Annotated in this window: 17 protein-coding genes; 1 reads left to right on the forward strand and 16 read right to left on the reverse strand. The window is 47.3% G+C overall.

From position 1 onward, the window contains the following. Positions 1-87: 87 nt before the first annotated feature. The 3 genes from pflB to parE form a co-directional block, all read right to left on the reverse strand. Positions 88-2,349: a formate C-acetyltransferase gene (pflB, locus tag OCU21_RS09310; protein WP_261807136.1), complete on the reverse strand. Its 2,262-nt coding sequence runs from the start codon at positions 2,347-2,349 to the stop codon at positions 88-90. Between the two features lie 339 nt (positions 2,350-2,688). Further along, positions 2,689-5,166 (reverse strand): DNA topoisomerase IV subunit A, encoded by a 2,478-nt coding sequence (parC, locus tag OCU21_RS09315; protein WP_261807137.1) that lies wholly within the window; start codon positions 5,164-5,166, stop codon positions 2,689-2,691. Between the two features lie 5 nt (positions 5,167-5,171). Next, positions 5,172-7,187 carry a DNA topoisomerase IV subunit B gene (gene parE, locus OCU21_RS09320; protein ID WP_261807138.1) on the reverse strand — a complete coding sequence of 672 codons (2,016 nt, stop codon included), beginning with the start codon at positions 7,185-7,187 and terminating at the stop codon, positions 5,172-5,174. A gap of 382 nt (positions 7,188-7,569) precedes the next feature. Between parE and plsY the strand changes: the two genes are divergently transcribed. Beyond that, on the forward strand, positions 7,570-8,193 hold the full coding sequence (gene plsY, locus OCU21_RS09325; RefSeq protein ID WP_444979784.1) for a glycerol-3-phosphate 1-O-acyltransferase PlsY: 624 nt from the start codon (positions 7,570-7,572) through the stop codon (positions 8,191-8,193). A gap of 117 nt (positions 8,194-8,310) precedes the next feature. Here plsY and OCU21_RS09330 read toward each other — a convergent pair whose 3' ends face one another. The 13 genes from OCU21_RS09330 to OCU21_RS09390 form a co-directional block, all read right to left on the reverse strand. Beyond that, a complete protein-coding gene (locus OCU21_RS09330) occupies positions 8,311-9,189 on the reverse strand; it encodes an aldose 1-epimerase family protein (protein ID WP_261807140.1) in 879 nt (292 codons plus the stop codon). Between the two features lie 14 nt (positions 9,190-9,203). Further along, complete coding sequence (hslU, locus tag OCU21_RS09335) at positions 9,204-10,613, reverse strand: ATP-dependent protease ATPase subunit HslU (RefSeq protein WP_261807141.1); 1,410 nt, start codon at positions 10,611-10,613, stop codon at positions 9,204-9,206. A gap of 15 nt (positions 10,614-10,628) precedes the next feature. Beyond that, a complete protein-coding gene (hslV, locus tag OCU21_RS09340) occupies positions 10,629-11,153 on the reverse strand; it encodes an ATP-dependent protease subunit HslV (RefSeq protein ID WP_261807142.1) in 525 nt (174 codons plus the stop codon). A 48-nt stretch (positions 11,154-11,201) separates the two neighbouring features. Beyond that, complete coding sequence (gene xerC, locus OCU21_RS09345) at positions 11,202-12,194, reverse strand: tyrosine recombinase XerC (RefSeq protein WP_261807143.1); 993 nt, start codon at positions 12,192-12,194, stop codon at positions 11,202-11,204. A gap of 183 nt (positions 12,195-12,377) precedes the next feature. After that, positions 12,378-13,727, reverse strand: coding sequence for a methylenetetrahydrofolate--tRNA-(uracil(54)-C(5))-methyltransferase (FADH(2)-oxidizing) TrmFO (gene trmFO, locus OCU21_RS09350; protein ID WP_261807144.1), 1,350 nt, complete (start codon positions 13,725-13,727; stop codon positions 12,378-12,380). Positions 13,728-13,883: 156 nt separating this feature from the next. After that, a complete protein-coding gene (gene topA, locus OCU21_RS09355; RefSeq protein WP_261807145.1) occupies positions 13,884-15,962 on the reverse strand; it encodes a type I DNA topoisomerase in 2,079 nt (692 codons plus the stop codon). A gap of 157 nt (positions 15,963-16,119) precedes the next feature. Beyond that, positions 16,120-16,971 carry a DNA-processing protein DprA gene (dprA, locus tag OCU21_RS09360; RefSeq protein ID WP_261807146.1) on the reverse strand — a complete coding sequence of 284 codons (852 nt, stop codon included), beginning with the start codon at positions 16,969-16,971 and terminating at the stop codon, positions 16,120-16,122. Between the two features lie 183 nt (positions 16,972-17,154). Further along, positions 17,155-17,961, reverse strand: a complete 807-nt coding sequence (gene rnhB, locus OCU21_RS09365; RefSeq protein ID WP_261807147.1) for a ribonuclease HII — start codon at positions 17,959-17,961, stop codon at positions 17,155-17,157. Beyond that, on the reverse strand, positions 17,954-18,823 hold the full coding sequence (gene ylqF / locus OCU21_RS09370; protein WP_261807148.1) for a ribosome biogenesis GTPase YlqF: 870 nt from the start codon (positions 18,821-18,823) through the stop codon (positions 17,954-17,956). The genes rnhB and ylqF overlap by 8 nt, the downstream gene beginning before the upstream one ends. A 714-nt stretch (positions 18,824-19,537) precedes the next feature. Continuing rightward, entirely contained in the window at positions 19,538-19,966 is a 429-nt protein-coding gene (locus OCU21_RS09375) for an Rrf2 family transcriptional regulator (RefSeq protein ID WP_261807149.1), read from the reverse strand. A gap of 2 nt (positions 19,967-19,968) precedes the next feature. Continuing rightward, positions 19,969-20,850, reverse strand: coding sequence for an NmrA family NAD(P)-binding protein (locus OCU21_RS09380; RefSeq protein ID WP_261807150.1), 882 nt, complete (start codon positions 20,848-20,850; stop codon positions 19,969-19,971). A 2-nt stretch (positions 20,851-20,852) separates the two neighbouring features. Beyond that, entirely contained in the window at positions 20,853-22,382 is a 1,530-nt protein-coding gene (locus OCU21_RS09385; RefSeq protein WP_261807151.1) for an ABC transporter permease/substrate-binding protein, read from the reverse strand. After that, positions 22,372-23,337 (reverse strand): ATP-binding cassette domain-containing protein, encoded by a 966-nt coding sequence (locus OCU21_RS09390; protein ID WP_261807152.1) that lies wholly within the window; start codon positions 23,335-23,337, stop codon positions 22,372-22,374. Before OCU21_RS09390 ends, OCU21_RS09385 begins: the two co-directional genes overlap by 11 nt. Between the last annotated feature and the right edge of the window lie 151 nt (positions 23,338-23,488).

The following is a 23,488-nucleotide window of genomic DNA, read 5'->3' on the forward strand; positions in this document are numbered from 1 at the left end:
ACTACAAAAGGCAATAAACCGTAGTTGTTTATTGCCTTTTGTAGAAAGCGCTTGGACAGCGCTCCCTAACTAAAATGTGTTGTAGAACTACATTGTTTCGAAGTAAGTCCGCGAAATAACGTCGTCTTGTTGTTCCTTCGTCAAGTCTGCGAAGTAGACACAGTACCCGGAAACACGAACAGTCAAAGTTGGATATTCTTCAGGATGTTGTTGTGCGTCGATCAGCGTATCACGGTTGAATACGTTGATGTTCAAATGCATCCCATTATTTTCGATATAACCATCGACCATGTTAACCAGAGTATCTTTGCGTGCTTCATCATCATGACCTAAAGTATTTGGTGTTACGCCAAAGGTATTGGAAATGCCATCGCGTGCGTAGTGGTATGGTAATTTAGCAGTTGAAAGCAAGGAAGCCAAGGCACCGTTCTTTTCAGCACCGTATGCAGGGTTAGCACCAGGTGAGAATGGTTCGCCAGCTTTACGACCATTAGGAGTTGTCCCAGTATTCTTACCGTAAACAACGTTAGAAGTGATCGTCAAGATTGAAGTTGATAACTTCGCGCCACGATACAAATGATGCTTGTTCATCTTCTCAAAGAAGGCTTGAACCAACCATTTTGCAATATCATCAGCACGGTCGTCATTGTTACCATAACGTGGGTAATCATCCTTGTCAGCAGCAAAGTCGACAGCGATACCATTTTCGTCACGGATAACTTTAACATGACCATACTTGATTGCAGAAATCGAGTCAACGGCATGTGAGAAGCCAGAGATCCCAGTCGCAAAAGTACGATCAAGATCAGTGTTCTTCAAAGCCATTTGAGCAGCTTCATAATAATACTTGTCATGCATATAATGGATCGCGTTCAAAGAGTTAACGTAAACGTCAGCCAACCAGTCCATCATTGGTGAAAGTTTCTTCATGAATTCATCGTAATCGATATATTCAGAAGTGATGCCTTCGTAAGCAGGTCCAACTTGTGCTTTACCTAATTCATCAACACCACCGTTGATCGTGTAAAGAATGACCTTAGCTAAGTTAGCCCGAGCGCCGAAGAATTGCATCCCTGTTGCGATCGGTTGTGCTGATACACAGCAAGCGATGCCGTAGTAATCAGTGCCCCATTCGTTACGCATCAAGTCATCGTTTTCGTATTGGATCGTTGAGCTCTTGATCGAAACTTCAGTCGCATAGCGTTTGAAGCCTTCTGGTAAGCGATCTGACCATAACAAAGTGATGTTAGGTTCTGGCGCAGCGCCCATGTTATCCAAAGTCTTCAAGAAACGGAAAGCAGTCTTAGTAACATGATGACGGCCATCAATGCCCATGCCACAAAGTGATAAGGTTGCCCAGATCGGGTCGCCAGAGAATAATGAGTTGTAATCTTCAGTCCGAATGAAACGAACCATCCGTAACTTCATGACCATATGATCGATATATTCTTGGGCTTGTTCTTCAGTGATCGTGCCCCGCTTCAAATCGCGGTTGATATAAGCATCGATAACTGTGTCGATCCGGCCAACGGACATAGCAGCGCCGTTTTGAGTCTTAACAGCAGCTAAGTAGCCGAAGTAGATCCATTGGATCGCTTCTTGAGCGTTCTCAGCAGGACGGCTCAAGTCGAAGCCGTAAGAAGCAGCCATCTTCTTGATATCGTTCAAAGCACGATATTGTTCTTGAACTTCTTCACGAAGACGAATAACATCATCAGTCATTTCGCCGTCGCCAATATTTTCAAAGTCGTGAGCCTTAGCAGCCATCAAACGGTCGATCCCATAAAGGGCGATCCGTGGGAAGTCAGAAACTAACCGACCACGTGCATAAGCATCAGGCAAGCCAGTGATGATCTTGTAGTGACGGCATTTCCGCATTTCAGGTGTGTAAGCATCGAAAACACCTTGGTTATGAGTCTTGCGATCTTCAGTGAAGATCTTATGTTGTTCAGCGTCAACATCAAAGCCATAAGCCTTCAATGCATCCTCAGCCATCCGGATCCCACCGAAAGGCATGAAAGCACGTTTCAAAGGCTTGTCAGTTTGCAAACCAACGATCGTTTCCAAGTCTTTTTCGATATAACCAGGCTTGTGGGAAGTGATCGTGCTGACCACGTTGTTATCAGCGTCTAAAACACCACCTGCTTCGCGTTCTTGCTTCTTCAAAGCCAGAACTTCATCATTTAATTTAGTTGTTGCGGCAGTAGGTCCAGCCAAGAAACTTTCGTCACCTTCATATTGGTTCAAGTTCTTCTCAATGAAGTCGCGAACGTTGATCGTTGTCTGCCAATCACCGCCGACGAAGCCTTCCCAATAAGCAGGGGTCGCCGTTTTTTCCATCTGTTTCATTTATATAGCCTCCATTTAAACAAAATAGTTACAACACATTTGACAATTAAAGTATAACATATCACATTAGTTTTGCAAGCCTTTTCTTTGCCTTATTTTCAAGAAGTGGAACAGGGTAAAACGCTACCATTACAAGGTTTATGACTATTTATGATGTAATACTGTTATCGGAATCACAAAAAAATATGCTAAAATAATATATATTATGATACAGTACGTCGGAGTTGTATTATAACAAATGTGCAAAACAGCCATCTGACAAGCGTCTTGATTTGACGGTCAAATGGCTGTGTTAGTCTCTTTTTTTCTAAAAAATCAAAAAAATTAAATTATTCTTTTCTAGATCTGATCACTTTTTGGTGAAATTTTTTGTGGTAAAACTTTTTCTGGTACCCCAACTTGGTCGGTATCTAAGACGAAACTTCCGTTAGAATAGCGATCACCGATCGGATAAGCTTGCGGCAAGACGGTTAGAAATTGACCAGAATCCGTTTGGATCTGTAAATCGGCCACTTGATCATCGACTAAAACAACACCGATGATCCGATGCGGTTTATTTTTCAATTCGCGTAGCACCATCAGACCACGACGAGCCCGATTGCCTAACGGTAATTCAGTCGCGGACATTTGTTTGTAGGCACCCCGCTGCGTCACGATGCCGAAAACAGGTCCCGCTTCTAATTGTTCGCTAGTCAAAAGCAAAGTCGCCGCGACTGTATCCTCGTTCTTTAAACTGGTCGAACGAACGCCGGCTGCCTTCGCCCCTACTACTGGCACATCAGCCAAGGCAAAGTGAAGGGCATAGGCTTGTCGAGTAAAGGTAAAGATCTCTGCAAATGGGATTTGCTCTGGCAACAAATAATCAACGGCCAAGACGACTGCATCGCCGGCCTTAAGATTGATTGCGTTTTGCGGTCGTGAACGATAAGTCCGACTCGGTTGCAGATCATTCAAACTAACTTGTTTGATATAACCATCAGACGTGGTCAAAACGAAATTGCCGCCCTGATCCAACGTTTTAAATTTAAAGACGGCCAAGACCGACTCATTGGCGTCCAGACCCACATCTTGCGATAAATGTTGACCCGTGTCTTTCCATTTTGAATCCATCAACTCATGAACCGGTCGGTACATCAGTCGGCCTAGGTTGGTGAAAATATACAGGTGTTCTAAGGTATTGGCCGGACCTGCGTAGATCGGGAAGTCCTCGTCTTTCAACCCATTATCCGTCACGTCCGTTGCCTGATATGATCGTAGACTGCTCCGTTTGATATAACCATCATGACTGACCATCACCATCACATCTTCAGACGTGACCATTACGCTAGTATCGATCTCCAAACTAGCAACTTTGGCCTCGATCTTGGTCAAACGTGGCGTCGCAAACTCTTGCTTGACCGCTTGGAGTTCACGGCGGATCACGCGATCCAATTCCGCTGGTTCATTCAGGATCTTCTGATAACCAGCAATGGCCTGCGATAATTGCTCATACTCAGCCTGTAACGCGGTCACATCAGTATTCGTTAGGCGATAAAGCTGTAATGAAACGATTGCTTCCGCCTGCGCTTCACTAAATTGATACGCGTTGACCAAATTATGTTTAGCATCGCCCTTATTTTTACTGGCACGGATCGTCTTGATCACATCGTCGAGGATCGACAGTGCGCGCATCAAACCAGCCACGATGTGTTGTCGTTTAGCCGCCTTATTCAAATCAAATTGGGTCCGTTTAGTGACCACTTCGCGCTGATGGGCCACATAAGCACTTAAAGCCTGTTTCAACCCGATCTGTTGTGGTCGTAGATCCGCGATCGCTACCATATTGAAGTTGTAGGAGATCTGAAGATCGGTATTCTTGAACAAATAATTCAAAATACCCTGAGCATCCGCGTTCCGTTTCAGCTCGACCACGATCCGTAAGCCAGTTCGATCCGTTTCGTCACGGACTTCGGAGATTCCATCAACCTTTTTTAAGATCCGCAATTCATCGATTTTTTTGACAAGCAAAGCTTTATTGACTTCGTAGGGTAATTCCGTGACTACCACTTGTTCACGCTGCCCCCGGGTGGTTTCAATAGCAGTCTGCGCCCGTAACATCACGCGGCCCCGACCACTTTCATATGCTTCGGTGATCCCTGCCGCGCCTTGTAAAATACCGCCAGTAGGAAAATCTGGACCCGGAACGAATTTCATCAATGCTGCCAGCTCCGCTTGCGGATGGGCCATCAAATAAATCGTTGCATCGATCACTTCGCCGAGATTGTGAGGCGGGATCTCCGTCGCATAACCGGCGGAGATCCCCGATGAGCCATTGACCAGCAGGTTGGGGAAATGGGCTGGCAAAACAGTCGGCTCTTCAGTCGTATCGTCAAAATTCAAGACCATATTGACGGTCTCTTTTTCGATATCTTTCAGTAACTGGCCAGAGATCTTGCTAAGTCGTGCCTCTGTATAACGCATCGCTGCCGGTGGATCACCATCCATCGAGCCATTGTTCCCATGCATTTCGATCAAAGGTGCTCGCAGTTTCCAATCTTGACTCATGCGCACCATAGACTCGTAGATCGAACTGTCGCCATGAGGATGGAAGTTACCCATAACATTCCCCACAGATTTGGCCGATTTTCTGAATTCATGATCAAACGTATTGCCATCCAGATTCATCGCGTAAAGGATCCGGCGCTGGACTGGTTTGAGCCCATCACGAATGTCAGGCAGGGCGCGCTCTTGAATAATATATTTTGAATAACGACCGAAGCGTTCCCCCATCACTTTCTCGAGAGAGAGTTCTTCGATCTTTTGTGGTTGTTCCGCCACACTGATCACTCACCTTTATGTTGTTCGACTTGTTTCAATAGATCCTGCGTCCCCGTACTTTGTTGCACATCTTCAGCGGCAGTGGTATCTAAAATACTCCCAGACTCCGCCAAGGTAAACTTAACGTTCTTTTCGATCCAACGTCGCCGTGGTTCAACTTTATCGCCCATCAGCGTGGTCACGCGACGCTCTGCGGCGGTGACATCGTCGATCTTGACCCGGATCAATGTCCGCTGCGCGGGATCCATCGTTGTTTCCCAAAGTTGATCCGCATTCATTTCCCCTAACCCTTTGAACCGCTGCAAGCTGTAACCATGACCCAATTCTTTCGTGGCTAAACTCAGCTGATTTTCGGTCCAGGCATAGCGGATCTGCGTTTTAGCGCCTCGGCCTTTTTGTAACTTGTACAAGGGCGGCAATGCGATATAGACTTTGCCGGCCTCGATCAAGGGCCGCATGTACCGATAAAAGAAGGTCAGCAACAAAATCTGGATATGAGCGCCATCATCATCAGCATCGGTCATAATAATGACTTTATCGTAATTAGCGGCTTGAAGATCAAACTCCGCACCAACGCCAGCGCCGATCGTATAAATCATGGTATTGATCTCTTCGTTTTTGATGATGTCTTGTAACTTGGCCTTTTGAGTATTCAGGACTTTGCCCCGCAAAGGTAGGATCGCCTGAAAACGGCGGTCACGGCCTTGCTTGGCTGAACCACCGGCGGAATCCCCTTCGACCAAATAAAGTTCATTTTTCTTGGGATTGCGGGATTGAGCGGGCGTTAATTTGCCTGAAAGTAAACCTTCATTCTTCTTGCGTTTCTTGCCATTACGGCTTTCATCGCGAGCCTTACGAGCGGCATTGCGGGCCTCACGAGCTTTCAAAGCCTTTTGCACCAGCATTTGAGCAGTATCGCCATTTTCCATCAAGTAAAAAGTAAATTGCTCATAGATCAAACCATCGACTGCAGAACGTGCTTGCGGTGTCCCTAACCGGCCCTTCGTTTGACCTTCGAACTGTAAGATCTCCTCGGGGATCCGTACGGAGATCACCGCGCTGATTCCTTCGCGGACATCACTACCATCAAGGTTTTTATCCTTGTCTTTCAAAAGATTCATCTTGCGCGCATAGTCATTGAACGCCTTGGTCAGGCCCGATTTCATCCCCACTTCATGAGAACCACCATCGCCTGTGCGCACATTATTGACAAAAGAAATAATGTTTTCTGAGTAGCCATCATTGTATTGCGCGGCAAATTCGATCTCGATCTCATCTTTGCTGCCCTCAATACTGATCACATCAGTCAACGTGTCCTTGCCCTCATTGAGATAACGAACAAATGACTGTAACCCATCATCGTATTGAAAAATATCAGACCGCATTGGCGTGACGCGAAGATCAGTCAACGTGATCTTGATCCCCTTCAGCAAGAAGGCTGACTCGCGCAAACGCTCCGCCAGCACATCATAACTAAAGCTCGTATTGACGAAGATCGAAGGATCTGGCATAAAGGTGACGGTCGTGCCAGAGGCGATTTTGCTTTTACCGACTTCGGTCAAGGTCCCGACCGGCTGACCACCATTTTCAAAACGTTCACGGTAAAGACGATGCTCCCGCGAAACTTCAACTTCTAGCCAAGAAGACAAGGCATTGACTACTGAGGCACCGACCCCATGGAGCCCGCCAGAAGTTTTGTAATTATTCTCAGTGAACTTACCGCCAGCATGGAGCACCGTCAAGATCACTTCGATCGTCGGACGCCCAGAGCGATGCATCCCCGTGGGCATCCCCCGTCCTTGATCCTTGACAGTCAAACTACCATCTGCGTTCAACGAGACATCGATTTCTTTACCATAACCGCCTAACGCTTCATCGACAGCATTATCAACGATCTCGTAAACCAAGTGGTGCAGGCCCCGACTATCGGTCGAGCCAATGTACATCCCGGGGCGTTTGCGAACTGCCGCCAAGCCCTCAAGGATCTGGATCGCACTATCATCATATTCCTGTTTAACCATTTAAACCCCCACTATCGGTCCATACGAATGTATGTTCATCTTTAAAAACATTAAATTAAATTTAGGTATAAGTCAAGGTAGGTCTCGATCGCGCCGGCCCGGAAATAAAAACTTTTTCCCATGGCTTCACGTGCTTCACATGATCCTCAGCTAAAGATCGAACGATTCTGAGCAAAATCTGATTTCGATCATGCTTTGCTTGTGAACGTCGCACTTTTCCAATAAGCGGCAGATTTGCGATCCGCGATTTGTCTCGCTAATCGCTAATCTAGGTGAAGACAACACCGCTAGCTCGCTACTAACGCCACGAAGGCCAACCCACCGTACCACTGACTGGCAAAACATGGTACAATATGAACGCAATCATTTGGGAGGACTTACCTTGAAAATCGCAGTCTTGATTATTTTAGCATATCTGTTAGGCGCGTTCCCGTCAGGAGTGGTCGTCGGGAAACTTTTTTATCATCAGGATATTCGTCAATTCGGTAGTGGCAATATCGGAACGACCAATACTTTTCGTGTGCTTGGTCGTCCTGCCGGCTTGATTGTTTTGGCCTTGGACATTTTGAAAGGGACTGCTGCTGCTAGTCTACCTGTTTGGTTTCACTTGGGCCTGCCCCATTATATGATCCTCGCTTTTGGCGTAGCTGCGATCTTAGGCCACTCTTTTTCGATCTTTATCAAATTTGCTGGTGGTAAAGCAGTTGCTACCAGCGCCGGGGTTTTACTGGCTTACAATCCAAGCTTTTTTGTGATCGCGGCCAGCACTTTCGTGATCATTATGCTGGTCAGTAGCATGGTCAGCGTGGCCAGCATGTTAGGTATGATTTTGATCACGATCTTCTCCGTGTTCTATCACGATGTATTCTTAACGACGCTAGCGGTGGTTTTAACGATTTTTATTTTTATCCGACATCGGGAAAACATCAAACGGATCCGCAAGGGTGAAGAAAATCTAGTCCCCTTTGGCTGGTACTATCATTATCGCCAAAAACATCAGCACTGACCACGCAAAACTGAATGACGGTCTGATCCGATGAAAAAAGCTGTCCTGTTGTGTCGCATCAAGCGAACAATAGTGACAGCTTTTTTGAATGTCGCTCAGCTGACGGCAACGAATCGTTTAAGTAAAACTGATTTGATATTTGGCGCGAAAACGTTCTTGAGGCGCAAGTCTATTCATTCCAAATTTCTCAGTTAATTCACCGGTAGCAGTATTAAGATCGGCGATGCCCCACCACGGCTCGATACAGATATAATCCCCCTCGTGTGGATAAGCCGTCCAAATCCCGACAAAAGGCGCATCCCGCGTATTCAGCGAGATCATATGGGGTGTTTTATCAGAGCGGATCTGGACCTCATTCGTGCCAGTAAGCTGAAAAATCAAAGCGTCACGCTTAAAGACGTCATGATCGATCCGCCAGTCCACATCCGTCGGTGCCAAGGTTCGCGCCGCATAATCGACGCCATCAGAACTAAGGGGGATCTGGATCCGACTCTTACTTGGTTTGAAACGCAAATAATAATCACTGAATTTCAGATCAGGGGTCATCGGCACTCGAAAGCCAGGGTGACCGCCCACCGCGAACAACAATGGTTGCTCAGTGCTAGGATTGGTAACATAGTAAGTGACATTGATCAAACGATTGATCAACGAATATTTGATCCGTAGCTCAAACACGAATGGATAAACTTCACGTGTTTCTGGCGTATCCATCAATAAGAAGGTCAAACTATGATCCGTTTCTCGTTCCAACGAGAACTCCAGATCGCGAGCGAACCCATGTTGCGTCATTCGATAAGTTTTGCCTTGATACGTATATTGATCATCTTTCAATTTACCAACGATCGGGAAAAGATTTGGCGCATGGCGCCGCCAAACTTGAGGATCAGCCTGCCATAAATACTCTTGACCAGTGTGTCGATTGATCAAGCTTTGCATCTCTGCACCTTTAGTATTGACCGTTAGTTGATAAAATTCATTTTGTACTTTGATATCCATTAACTGCCACCACCTTAAAGAATGTATTTGCTGAGATCACGATCCGCCGCGATCTCATCGATTCGCTCAGCCACATATTGCTCGGTGATCATGATCTCACCCATCTGCATATCGGGCCCGTCAAACAGTACTTCTTCCAATACCTTTTCTAGGATCGTCGCCAACCGCCGCGCTCCGATATTATCACTGGTTTTATTGACTTGATTAGCCACCTCAGCGATTTTATCGATTGCTTCTTTAGTAAAGGTCAACTTGACCCCATCAGCACCCACTAAAGCCACATATTGTTTGATCAAGGCTGTATGCGGTTCCGTCAGGATCGCGATGAAATCGGCCGTGGTCAGATCATCTAACTCGACTCTGATCGGGAAACGCCCTTGTAACTCTGGGATCAGATCGCTAGGTTTCGTTTGGGCAAACGCGCCCGATCCGATAAAGAGCACATGACTGGTGTCCAGCGGCCCATATTTAGTGTTGACTTGAGAACCTTCAACGATCGGCAAAATATCTCGTTGAACACCTTCACGCGAAACCTCACCTGAATTACGTTGTTGCTTTGAAGTCAATTTATCGATCTCATCAATAAAAATAATGCCATCGTCTTGCGCCCGTTTGATCGCTCGCTGTTGCAATTGATCACGATCGACCATTTTCTCTGAATATTGACGCACCAGAAGTTCACGGGCTTCCTTAACAGGCAAAGTACGACTGACTTTACGTTGGGGTGCCAAGGAACTTAACATATCACCCATGTCCACGCCCATAGTCCCCATCGTATCCATCATCGGATTGCTTTTTTTAGCCTCATCGACTTTGATCGTGACTTCGCGATTCTCCAAAAGACCACGATCAAGCTTTTCCGCTAAATCAAGGCGCTCATTTAAAACTTGATCCGACACTTTTTCAGGTTGTTGTTCTTCTTCCTGATTGGGCAATTGGCCTGACATCAATTGATTCATCATCTGGAGCATATTATTGGAATTGTTTTGTTTCTGTTGCTTCTTTTCACCTGGAGCCAAAAGGCGGATCAATTTTTTATTGGCTTCTTTTAGGGCTGGCTCGCGAACCCGGTCATAAGCTGCTTTTTCTTCAATGGCAACAGCCGCGTCAGCAAGATCACGGACCATTGCTTCCACATCTCGACCAACATAACCGACTTCGGTAAATTTAGTGGCCTCGACTTTCACGAAGGGCGCGTTCACGATCGTCGCCAATCGCCGCGCGATCTCAGTTTTACCTACCCCAGTCGGGCCGATCATCAACAGGTTTTTGGGGGTGATATCTTTCTGTAACTGCTCATTGAGTTGGTGCCGCCGATAACGGTTATATAAAGCAACGGCCACCGCACGCTTAGCCGACTTCTGCCCGATCACATACTCATCTAAGGCCGCGACGATCTCGCGGGGGGTTCTCTCTAAAGACATTGACTTAGCCTCCTATCAGAATTGATCCGTAATGATATTATGATTCGTGAAAATATCGATCGAAGCCGCGATATCGATCGCTTCACGGGCGATCTCGGTCGCAGACATTGCCGGCGCATGCCGCGTCATCGCGATCGCTGCTGCTTGAGCAAAATTACCACCAGAACCAATGGCGATCACATTCTCATCAGGCTCGATCACCTCGCCATTTCCAGAGATCAGTAACAAATGCTCTTGGTCAAACGCGATCAGCATCGCTTCCAGTTTTTGCAAAGTGGGATCTTTGCGCCAATCTTGGGCCAATTCAACGGCCGAACGCCGCAGATCGCCACTATAACTTTGCAATTTTTTCTCAAACCAATCGGATAGTGTGAACGCGTCAGCGACCCCACCAGCAAAGCCGGTGATCACTTGGTCATTAAAAATCCGGCGGACCTTATGTGCCGTCGCCTTCATAATATATTTCTCGCCCATTGTGACTTGGCCATCGCCAGCAATGGCGATTTGATCATGATGTTTAACCGCAACGATCGTTGTCATATCATTAACCTCTTTATTTTACATTTATTTTTCAACAGCCATTCAGTTTCATTTCGATTCAGGTGGTGCCTTTGGCGGATCTGTGATCGGTGACTCTTTTACTTGCGACCTTGCTGAAGGATCGGCCGCCTGCGCTCGGGGGAAATAACGGCGATAGTCTGCCTGCAAATGCTTCATCGTCACATGGGTATAGATCTGCGTCGTCGACAAACTGGCATGACCTAACAGTTCTTGAACCGTCCGTAAATCAGCACCGTGATCAAGCAGATGTGTGGCAAAGGTATGCCGCAACATATGGGGATGGATATCGCTCTTTAGGCTGGAACGCTTGACGATCTGATCCAAGATATAGGCGATTCCCCGGCTGGTCAGCTGCTGTCCCCGCAGATTAACAAAAACATAATCGTGAGCAACCGCTCCCTGCGCTAGTTTCTCAAGTAAGACCGGGCGCGCTTCCTTCAGATAACGCTGTAAGGCTTGCTGGGCATGATGGCCAAATGGCACATAACGATCTTTATTGCCCTTCCCATGGACCAAGACGATCCGCATCGTCAGATCAAGCTGCGCCAGCGTCAAGTCACTGACCTCGCTGACCCGCATACCCGTGGCATAGAACAGTTCCAACAAGGCGCTATCTCGTAAAGCTTTGGGATCATCGCCAGTGACCGCATCAAACAGTGCCGCCATTTCTTGCTCATAAAAAAATCGGGGTAACGTTTTGGCTTGTCCTTTGATTCGAACTGTCGCGAATGGGTTGTCTTTAACCAGTTTATGATTTTCCAAATACCGATAAAAGGACCTTAAGGCTGAGATTTTTCGACTGATCGTCTCGCGCGCCAGTTTACGTCGCGTCAACTCATCCAAAAAAGTCTCGATCTCAAGGCGACCAACTTGCGTGTAAGAATTCAACCCACCATTATTCACAAGAAATTTAGTAAAGTCAGCGATATCTTCTAAGTAAGCTTGTTGCGTCAACACTGAATATTGCCGTTGCACGACCAAATACTGGCCGAAATCGGTGACCCACTGCTGTTCTGCCATAAAAAAACCTCTCATCCAATAAGTATACTGTACCATATTGGCGAAAGGAATGAATAGGATTAAAGTTCAAAAACTACCGGAATGTACGGAACGATTTCCGTACGACAGCCCGAATCACCAGAAAACCAGCAACTCGCCGGTCCAACGATCAACACTCAGACATGCTTGACAGCCAAGGTCACGCTAAGATAAAGGACTGCTTTGCTTTTGGTCGATTCGATCAGTCTGGATCTCTTGGGCCAGCTGATCGATACGATCCAATGCACGTTCAGCCAGCGCTTCTTTACGTAATTTCTTATCTCGTATTTTTGATCCCAGCTCTGGGAAAATACCAAAATTAGCATTCATCGGTTGAAAATGGCGACTATTGGCATGGGTGATGTAATGGGCCATCGATCCTAGTGATGTGGCCGGGTCAGCGATGATCAAAGTTTCACCGCGAATGAGCCGACCAGCATTCAGGCCCGCCAACAAACCACTAGCGGCACTTTCAACATAGCCTTCGACCCCCGTCATCTGACCCGCAAAAAATAGATCTTCACGTTTCCGCGAACGGTAAGTGGGCTCCAATACTTCCGGCGAGTTCATAAACGTATTTTGATGCATGACGCCATAACGCACGATCTCCGCTTTTTCCAAGCCTGGGATCATGCGGAAAACACGTCGTTGCTCACCAAATTTAAGATGGGTCTGAAAACCAACGAGATTATAAAGACTACCAGCAGCGTTGTCTTGGCGGAGTTGCACCACCGCAAAGGGCTTCTTGCCTGTCCGCGGATCTTCTAAACCAACTGGCTTTAACGGGCCAAAGGTCATCGTTTTGACCCCACGTCGCGCCATGACTTCGATCGGCATACAACCATCAAAAACCTGATCATCTTCAAAATCATGCATCTCCGCTTGTTCCGCAGTCGCCAAGGCCTCACGAAATGCCATAAAAGTTGCTTCATCCATGGGACAATTCAAATAAGCGGCTTCGCCTTTGTCATAACGCGATTTCAAATAAACTTGATCAAAATCGATCGATTCTTTGGTGATGATCGGCGCCGCCGCATCAAAGAAATGCAGCCCTTCAGCACCATTGAGCGTTTGGATCGCTTGGGCCAGACCTGGTGAGGTCAACGGACCAGTTGCGATCACCGTTGGTCCCTCGGGGAAATCAGTCAATTCCGTTTCGATCACAGTCACTAGCGGGTGTTGCCGCAATTTTGCCGTGATGTATCCAGAAAACTGCTCCCGATCCACTGCCAAAGCGCCACCAGCAGGGACTGCACTCCGATCCGCCGCAGTCATCACTAAAGAATCTAAACGGCGCATTTCTTCTTTTAAAAGTCCCACTGCATTAGTGAGTTGATCAGCGCGTAGCGAATTGGTGCAGACCAACTCGGCGAATTCACTGGTATGATGCGCTGGGGTCGACTTAGTTGGTCGCATTTCATAAAGATGCACTGAAATCCCCTGTTGGATCAATTGCCAAGTCGCTTCACTGCCAGCTAAACCAGCACCAACAACATTTACATAATCTGCTGTCATCGATAGACCTCATTCATTCTTGATCTCTTAAATTTTTTTGATCAAATCGTTCTTAAACTTTATTGGATCGCTCCGACTTGCTGAACGCTCTAAGTTCAACCAGCTCAAAGCGGGCCAGAACTAGCCCGCTTAGCCAACTTGATTCCACTGACCAAGCTATTTTTGAACTTGTTCCTGATAATCACCATTCGGACAAAGGACCTGATGGCCACCTTTGACCTTCTTATCGACCAGATAATGCTGACAAACGGGACAATCACGGCCAACCGGCTTGTCCCATGAGACAAAGTCACAGTCAGGATAACGTGAACAGCCGTAGAAGATCCGGTTCTTTTTCGACTTGCGTTCCAAAACTTGACCTTGATGACATTTTGGACATTCGACCCCGATCTCTTTGGTGATTGCCTTGGTATTACGGCAATCTGGGAAACGACTACAAGCATAGAATTTACCAAAACGGCCCATTTTGATCACCATCGGCGCTCCACAAATATCGCAATCAAAACCGGCCGGCTCATCTTTGATCTGAACTTTCTCGATCTGTGTCTCGGCGGTCTTCAATTCCATCGCGAATGGGCGGTAATATTGATCGACCACTTTGACCCAGTCGCCTTGACCTGCTTCAATGCCATCCAGATCATTCTCTAACTTAGCCGTAAAGTCGATATTGACGATATCTGGGAAAAATTCTTCGATCAATTTGTCAACGATCTCACCTAATTCTGTTGGCTCGAAACTTTTACCTTGAAGCTTGACGTAATAACGTTTCTGAATCGTGTCGATCGTTGGGGCATAAGTCGACGGTCGCCCGACACCGTTTTCTTCTAGAGCCTTGACCAAACTGGCCTCGGTGTAACGTGCGGGGGGCTGAGTAAAATGTTGTTCTGGATCGGTCTTGACCAAGTTGGCCTGATCACCGATAACAAGATCAGGTAATTTATTTTCTTTTTGCTCCTCGGTGCTACTTTGATAGATCTTGGTGAAGCCAGCGAACTTCATTTGCGAACCATTCGCGCGATAAATGACCCCATTTTGTTCAAGTTGGACCATCATGGTGTCATAAACTGCTGGTGTCATCTGACTAGCCAAGAAGCGTGACCAGATCAAGGTGTACAACCGCAATTGATCCCGGGTCAGGATCTCTTTCAAAGAATCTGGCGTCCGCATCACGGAACTAGGGCGGATCGCCTCATGGGCATCTTGCGCCCCTTCTGGATTCTTGTTCTTGCGTAATTTTGTTGCGGCATAAGCCTCACCTAAAGTTTCGTGCAAATAGGTCGCCGCCTCATGCTTGGCCACACTCGAGATCCGCGTTGAGTCGGTCCGCATATAGGTGATCAACCCAACGGTGCCTTCTTTGCCAAGATTGATCCCTTCGTAAAGTTGTTGCGCGATCATCATGGTTTTGCGGGTCTTATAGTTCAAGCGGCGATTGGCTTCTTGTTGCATTGAACTGGTCGTAAAAGGTGCGGCCGGAAAGCGTTTACGCTCCTTCTTCGTCACGTTGGTCACATCAAAAGGACGTTGTTTGTCGATCCGTTTTAAAACGGCTTGCACAGCGGCGTTATCAGGCAACGCTCGCTTCTTGCCATCATAACCATAAAAATTCGCGGCGAATTTCTTACCCCGACCTTTTTGGAATTCAGCGGCCAGACTCCAATATTCTTCGGGAACAAAGGCCTTGATCTCTCTTTCCCGATCGATCACCAATTTCAAAGCAACTGACTGGACCCGACCAGCGCTAAGCCCTTTTTTGACTTTGGCCCAGAGGATCGGGCTGATCGAATAACCGACGATCCGATCCAAGACTCGGCGCGCTTGCTGAGCATCGACTAAGTTCATATCGATACTTCGTGGTTCTTTAAAGGCGTCTTTGACCGCATTTTTAGTGATCTCGTTGAAAACGACTCGGTTATTCGCCTGCGGATCAAGATTCAGGATGTGGGAAACATGCCAAGCGATCGCTTCCCCTTCACGGTCCGGATCGGCAGCCAGATAAACATGATCTGCTTTTTTTGCGGCGGCCTTCAAGCCTTTGATCACATCACCCTTGCCCCGGATCGAAATATACTTAGGCTGATAATCATGGTCAAAGTCAATGCCCATCTGACTTTTTGGTAAATCACGAATATGACCTAAACTGGCAACGACATGATAATTACGTCCCAGGTATTTCTCAATGGTTTTAGCTTTTGCCGGCGATTCGACAATAACCAAGTTTTTCTTGGTGGCCATGCAAAAACTCCTTTCTTTCCGATTGGATAAATTTATTTCTTCAAACTTTTAGCCCGTTCAAAAAGCAACGGTCAAATCGGAAATAATCATAAGCTAGTTTTCAACTGCTTGTCAACCATAAGAATTTTACCGACCAGCGGTTTTCCCAAAAAAATCGCTATTTCGCGCGACGATCCTGAAAGTCCACTAGTAGATCAGCAGCGGTCAAAACCGGTGTCGCTCCCGCAGCCAAAAGTTCGTTCGTCCCCACCGAAGTTTCTTGTAAAATATTACCAGGTAAAGCGTAAACGTTGCGGTTTTCCTGCAAGGCTAGATTTGCGGTGATCAAAGAACCGCTGTGATGTTGCGCCTCGGTGACTAAGACGCCTTGACTCAAACCTGCGATGATCCGATTCCGTTGGGGAAAATGATAACGACGCGGCGCTGTCCCCAGAGGATATTCACTGAGCAATAATCCCTTTTGCCCGATCAGCTGTTGTAGCGAACGGTTAGCTGGTGGGTAATAGACGTCTAACCCTGTGCCGATTACGGCGATAGTTTGACCATGGGCCAAGAGCGTTTCTTGGTGCGCCAATTGATCGGCGCCTGCCGCCAACCCACTGACGATCGTGATTTGATTTTGGACTAAAGGCGGGATCAAACGACGTAAACAGTACTGCGTATAATTCGTGCAAGCCCGTGCGCCTACTATCGCTAATTTTGGCGTTGCCAATAGCTCAAGATTTCCTTGATAATACAAGATCAGCGGTGGCCGGTAGATCTCTGCCAATCCTTGGGGATAGACTTGGTCTAAAATCGTTAGAAAAGGCGTTTGCGGTCGTGGTGTGGCCTGTAATCGTTCAGGTCGTTGGGGCCAGCTTGCTAATAAACATCGATCCAAGCGAAGCCAATCCCAAGTCGCTATTTCCGCCGCTGCCACCGTGCGTAGCCACAACGCTAACCAGAGCTGGTCACGATAACGCCATTTTGCCTGTGTTGACGCCGCCAAGAGCACCGCTTCTTTTTCCAAAAAAATCACCCACATTCTTAATCATACACTCATGACCAAGTACGCAGATGATTTCGTTTTCGTTTTTTCTGGACTGATTTTTACTTTAAAAAATCAAATTGACTGTCCCCGCTATCTGTTAGCAGGCTTGGTGCCGGAGTCCCAGCAGTTCCCCTTACTACAACGTGGATTTAAAAATGGCGTTTATGGTGTGACCGCTTGAACGGGACTGAAGCTATGACGATGGATCGGACAAGGACCTAACCGAGTCAAACCGGCCAAATGTGCGGCGGTACCATAGCCGGCATTATGGGCAAAGTCATAGCCAGGATAAACTTGGTCATACATCGCCATCAAATGATCACGGATCTGTTTGGCCACGATACTGGCGGCGGCGATACTGGCCGACTTCTGGTCGCCTTTGATCAATTTTTCTTGTTTGATCGGTACTGGAATGGTCATGGCGTCCACCAAAATCAATTGTGGCCGCCAAGTCAAATTATGAATGGCTTGTGCCATAGTCAATTCGGTCGCGTGATAAATATTTTCTTGATCGATCAAAGCAGCATCGCCAACCCCGATCCCGACGGCTACAGCCTGACTGAGGATCTGGGGATATAATTCGGCACGTCTTTTGGCACTGAGCCGTTTGGAATCATCAACACCTGTTACATTGAAATCATGCGGTAAAATAACCGCGGCCGTCACCACTGGTCCAGCCAAGGGCCCACGCCCGACCTCGTCAACACCTGCGATCAAGGGATATTGTGGCCAAAAGTGCTGTTCCAATCGTAAACGTGCCTGTAACGCCACCTGCGCCTGTTGAGCAACCACTAAACGGTGCTGATACTGTTGAAGCGCCCGCTGGACCCCAACTCTTGGGTCTGCCTGTAAGCTAAGCAACCACTGCGGATCCACCGGTTCAACTGCGGCATTGTTTAAACGAGCCTTGATCGCGGCCAAGGTCGTTCCTGCCTGCAACGACTTTTCTGATGAACTTAGCTCAGTCATCTGGGTTAGTCGCCTCCGAACTGACTGGTGGCAGGTCCAAAGTGATCCGCCCTAGTTTACCTTTGCGGAAATCAAGCAAGAACTTAGTCGCCATGCGCTCGTAATCATCACGCAACCCCGCTTGTTTCGTTAAAAGTAATAGCAGCTCTACTGCGGGCAACGCCAACTGTTCCGCGCTCAATCGATAAGCCTGCTGTAAGATCTGCGGATATTGTTTCTGATAGAAGTCCAGCGCAAACAAAGTGATGTCATCCTCGTGATAGAGCCCCTCCTTGATTGCGCCTGTTAGCGCTAATTTCTGGCCCACCGCCGGATCCTCAAACTTGGTCCAAAGGACTCCCGGTGTATCCAGCACTTCAAAATCTTCTTTGGTTTTGAGCCAATTTTGCTTGCGCGTCACACCAGGACGGTTGCCGATCGGCGCGATGTTCTTGCCGGCCAGACGATTGAGAAATGTTGATTTACCGGAATTGGGGATCCCGATACACATCGCCCGGATCGTGGTTTTCAAGACCCCTTTTTGTTGTTGCGCGGCGAGCTTAGGTGCTAGGATCTGTTTGGCCGCCTGCAGAACTGGACGCAGGGGTTGCCCATGCTGAGAATCTAAAGCCAAAACCGGTTGCTGTTCACTTTGGTAATATTTCTGCCAAGCCTGAGTCATTTGTGGATCAGCCAAATCAGACTTGTTCATCAATAGCAAATGCGCCTTGTCCCCGATCAATTCCCGCAACATTGGATTACGTGAGCTTTCTGGTAAGCGAGCGTCGACCACTTCCAAAACAAGATCGACCTGTTTCAAACGTTCTTGGATCTCTCGCTTGGCTTTCGCCATATGTCCGGGATACCATTGGATCGTTGCCATAATATCTAACTCCTTTTTGCCAAGGATCTGATTGCCTTGGGTCGTCTTTTTATAAAGATTGTAAGTTAACGCCTAGCGCCTTGACTGCGGTCTTGGACGTTTTTGAATTTCATCTTGAGTTTTTCTAAGGCGCAAAAAACTCAAGCTTGATTTTGCATCAGCAAACTTTATTTTAGCACCTTCTATTTTACCATCTAACCTCATTATTTTCAGTGTCATTTTGCTTGGTCAAGTGTTTCTTAAAATAAGGGAGCGGCGATCACCTTTAATCAAGTGACGCGCTATTCGTCCGTGAATTACCACTTAATGGCTTGATAAATAAATTTGGGCAATGAAGTTTCTTCTGGCCAATAATTACTGAAAAGACCAAAAAAGAGGTCTTACCGCATGCGGAAAACCCCATTCCTGGAACAATTTTACTGTAATCATGACGGTGGTCGGCGCCTAGGCTAAGTTCCTCCGGAAATACCAGTCCTCTCATCAAATTTCCATGGACCGCACGTCAGCAACGACACACACTTTAAGGATCTGAGTCAGGAGCTCTTCAGTTTTTTTCACCCGTAAATAAATTCTGCTGCCATTGCTGATGTCCCATCGCTAAAGTTCCCAACTAAAATTTTCCTGTCTCTGTCACTCAAAACAGTCAGCCGGTCAACCCAGTAAATCAGCATAATATCACATTTGACCGACTTGTCGATTTCTTACTAACCGGTCTTATTTTTGGGCTTGGCGCGTCAAAATATCATCGATTATTTCGCGAAGCGAAACTTGGGCCATCTTCGCTTCAGCGGCATTTTGCACTTGGGCATAGATCCCGTTCAAGGTTCCCTGAATATTGCCCCCAACGATACAAAGCGGATTTGTTTTCTCATCAACGTGGAGCAAATTACGGTTGTCTTCGATCGCCAGATAAACATCTAACAAACTGATATCTTCCGGTGCTTTCGCTAAATGTAAGGCCACTTTTCCAGGCTGGCTATTGAGTAGTCCTGCCTTCACTAAAGTAGACATCATCCGCCGGACCATACTGGGATTGGCTTCGATACTGGCCGCGATCGCGTTGCTGGACAGATCACCGTCTGCATAAACATAAACAAAAGCTAAGATATGGACCGCGTCGCTTAATTTATGGGAAAACTTCATTTTTAATCACTCTCCGGGTAACTTCTCGATAAAAAGTCGCTCATATTTTCAGGACGATGACCTGTGATCTTGACAAAATCGTCAGTTACGATATTGAACAGGCCTAAAGCGGCGGCAGCGTACATGCTGGCCAACTCAGCGCCATCGCCCTCCGCAGCGTAGATCTGCTGAAAGCGTTCATTCGTGACCGGTCGATAACCGATCGGTCGACCAGTGACTGTCGTCATGATCCGACCTAATTCAGGCATCGTTAAACTTTCTTCCTGTGTTATAGTATACACTTGTCCAGCATCCCGTAGTTGTGATTTTGTCGCCAGAGCCGCAATCGCCTTAGCACTATCGTCTTGAGTGATGAACGTTAATGCCTGCTGGCCCACGGGATAGATCAAGGCCCGGCGCTGGATCAGTTCTGAAAAATAAGGAACTAGTGGATCGGCGTAAAGAGAATTTTTGATGATCGCGTAATGTAGGCCGCTACTAGCTAAACGCCGCGGCACATATGCATAGTAAGGGGCCATGGTAAAGGGATCGTTTTCTTGATCTGCATAAAAACTAACAAAGATCACACTAGGAACGTGGGCCACTTGCAACGCCTGTAAGGAATTCTCAAATTCATTGATCCGTTGTTGTAGATCATAGGTTTTACTAGGAATGTAGATCACGACGTCTTGCCCAGTAAAAGCGCTGGTCATCCCGGCCACATCAGCATAATCTAAAGCTGTTAAAGCCACCCCTTGAGCTTGTAATGCCGTTGCTTTAGCAACGGTGTGGACTGCGGCGGTCACTTGCGTTGGGCCTACTGTCGTCACTAAATCAGCTACGACTCGTTGGCCCAGATGACCTGTCGCACCAGTCACCAAATATCGCTGCGAATCTGTCTTCATGATTAGTCCTCCTTAAGTAAATGATGTTCTTGTAAATATTGTTTCGCCACCACCGCAGCCTTTTGATGCTCAACGGTCACCTGATAATTCATCGCCTGCATGTCTTTCGTGGAGATTTTCCCCGCGATCCGATCCAGGCTGGCCACGATCTGTGGATGATCCTGCGCAAAACTCGTTAACATCAAGGGCGCACCTTGATAAGGTGGGAAGAACGACTTATTGTCCGTTAATACCACCAAATCGTACTTTTTGATCTGTGGATCGGTGGTATAGGCGTCACTCACATCCAGATCACCTTGGGCCAAGGCCTGATAGCGTAAAGCTGGCTCCAAAGTTTTCACGTTTTTGAAATTCAGGCCATAGGTTTTCTGTAAACCAGGGTACCCATCACTTTGTTGGAAGAAATCTGGATCGAACCCCGCCCGCAGTTGTGGATACTTGGCCAGATCACTGATGGTCTTAAGCTGATATTTCGCCGCGGTCTGGCGGGTGACGGTCATCCCATAACCGTTCTGATAAGCCATCGGCCGCAATAAACTCATTTTGAATTGCTGGGCCAGTCCGCTTTTCGCGTCCTGATAAGCACTTTGCGGATCATGACTGATCGCCGAATCGTTCTTGACCAACGATTGCAACACGGTTCCGGTAAATTCAGGATAAATATCGATTTGTTGCGCCTTCAACGCCTTGAATAGGAAACTGGTCCCGCCAAAATTCCGCTTGAGCACCACATTGACATTCTTATTGTCGGCTTCGATCAAATCTTTATACAGATTGATCAAGATCTCCGGTTCGCCCCCCATTTTACCGGCGATGGTGATGGTTTCTGTTTTCGGTGCGGTCGCTGCCCGCACACCATAAACACCACCACCAACCGCCACTAAGGCGACCAGACCGATCAGCAATCGTTTCATCGAGGTGTGGGAGAGCAATTTGATCAACCAGCTGGCCACCAAAGCCAAGGCCGCCGCCAAAATCGCCCCGATCAGCAAGGCCGGATTGTTATTGGTTTGAATTCCCAAGAGAATATAGGTTCCCAAACCACCACCGCCGATCAACGCCGCTAAAGTAGCGGTGCCAATGATCATCACCACGCCGATCCGGATTCCTGACAGAATCATCGGCATTGCCAAAGGGATCTGGACCCGCAACAATTTATAACGCTTGGACACCCCCATGGCATCAGCTGCCTCGATCAATAAAGGATCGATATTGGTCAAACCTGCGTATGTATTTTGGAAGATCGGCATGATCGCATACAAGACCAACGCGATAATCGCTGGCACGGTCCCAATACCCACCAAGGGGATCAACAAGCCCAAAATCGCTAAACTAGGGATCGTTTGAATGACGCTAGCCACTTGTAGTACAAATTCACCACCGCGGCGATGGTTCATTAAAACCACGGCCAAGGGGATCGCGATCAGGATGGTGATGATCGTGGCGATCAAGGCCACCTCGATATGTTGCCCTAACGCCACCAAGATCTCATGCCCATTAGTTTGGGCGTAATGGATCGTTTCATTGAACATTGGTCACAGCCTCCTTTTCTAAACTGGCCAAGTAACTCACTAAATCGGTCGCGGCCAATGTAGTCTGGTCAACCTTGACCTGAAGCAACGGCTGGTTCTGAATCAACGCCGCCCATTGATAGATCGTCGTTTCTGGCGGCAAAGCCACTAGCGTTGGACTGGGCGAGGGGCCCGCTGCTTGGCCAAAGCCCGCTTTTACGACTTGGCGCAGTGTTTGATGATCTTCAATAATATCTTTAAAAAAGTTGGCCACAAACTCATTGGCGGGAGCGTTGATGATTTCTTGCGGCCGCCCTACTTGTTGCAAATGGCCACCATGGATCACCGCCACATGATCAGCCAACAACATTGCCTCATGCATATCATGAGTCACAAAAATGATCGTTGTCTCGAGCTCCCGATGCAATTTCAAAATCAGCTGTTGCAACTGCCGCTTGGAAACAGGATCCAACGCGGAAAAAGGTTCATCCATCAACATCAATTTCGGATCTGCGGCCAAGGCGCGGACGATCCCAACTCGTTGTGCCTCGCCGCCAGATAACTCTGCCGGCTTCCGGTTCGCGTAAATGGTCGGATCCAAATCCACCATTTGCAACAATCGTTCGATCCGCGGCCGGATCTTCGCCTTAGACCAACTCAAGGCCTCCAACTGTACGCTGGCGTTTTGTAGTACCGTCATATTAGGGAAAAGCGCGCTGGATTGTAGCACGTACCCAATGTGTTGCCGCAATTCTTGCAAATTGCCAGCGGCAACGTCCACCCCGTCGATCAATACTTGACCGCTAGTTGGCACCACCAGCCGATTGACTGTTTTCAACAAGGTGGTTTTGCCACTGCCGGATGGTCCTACTAAAACAAACAATTCCCGCGAGGCCACACGTAGATCAATAGCTGCTAACGCGGGGCCGTTTTCATATTCTTTGGTAACTCTTTTAAATTCGATCAAGATTCTCACTCCAACTTGTAACTATATTAATAACTTGTTGTTTTAATAATAACACCATTTTGTAGTTTTGCAAGCTTTTTAACCCACAAAAAACTCAAAGGAAGGCACCGCCTTCCTTAAACCATTTCCGGAAACAAATCTCATCTTCCCTGTATAATGA

It is taken from the genome of Lapidilactobacillus luobeiensis, from assembly GCF_024345205.1.
GTDB lineage: Bacteria > Bacillota > Bacilli > Lactobacillales > Lactobacillaceae > Lapidilactobacillus > Lapidilactobacillus luobeiensis.

Bases quoted from the DNA above. Each gene is read 5' to 3' on its own strand.
- pflB (WP_261807136.1), bottom strand. From the start codon at position 2,349: ATGAAACAGATGGAAAAAACGGCGACCCCTGCTTATTGGGAAGGCTTC.
- parE (WP_261807138.1), bottom strand. From the start codon at position 7,187: ATGGTTAAACAGGAATATGATGATAGTGCGATCCAGATCCTTGAGGGC.
- OCU21_RS09330 (WP_261807140.1), bottom strand. From the start codon at position 9,189: ATGGATATCAAAGTACAAAATGAATTTTATCAACTAACGGTCAATACT.
- hslU (WP_261807141.1), bottom strand. From the start codon at position 10,613: ATGTCTTTAGAGAGAACCCCCCGCGAGATCGTCGCGGCCTTAGATGAG.
- hslV (WP_261807142.1), bottom strand. From the start codon at position 11,153: ATGACAACGATCGTTGCGGTTAAACATCATGATCAAATCGCCATTGCT.
- xerC (WP_261807143.1), bottom strand. From the start codon at position 12,194: ATGGCAGAACAGCAGTGGGTCACCGATTTCGGCCAGTATTTGGTCGTG.
- trmFO (WP_261807144.1), bottom strand. From the start codon at position 13,727: ATGACAGCAGATTATGTAAATGTTGTTGGTGCTGGTTTAGCTGGCAGT.
- topA (WP_261807145.1), bottom strand. From the start codon at position 15,962: ATGGCCACCAAGAAAAACTTGGTTATTGTCGAATCGCCGGCAAAAGCT.
- rnhB (WP_261807147.1), bottom strand. From the start codon at position 17,961: ATGACTGAGCTAAGTTCATCAGAAAAGTCGTTGCAGGCAGGAACGACC.
- ylqF (WP_261807148.1), bottom strand. From the start codon at position 18,823: ATGGCAACGATCCAATGGTATCCCGGACATATGGCGAAAGCCAAGCGA.
- OCU21_RS09375 (WP_261807149.1), bottom strand. From the start codon at position 19,966: ATGAAGTTTTCCCATAAATTAAGCGACGCGGTCCATATCTTAGCTTTT.
- OCU21_RS09380 (WP_261807150.1), bottom strand. From the start codon at position 20,850: ATGAAGACAGATTCGCAGCGATATTTGGTGACTGGTGCGACAGGTCAT.
- OCU21_RS09385 (WP_261807151.1), bottom strand. From the start codon at position 22,382: ATGTTCAATGAAACGATCCATTACGCCCAAACTAATGGGCATGAGATC.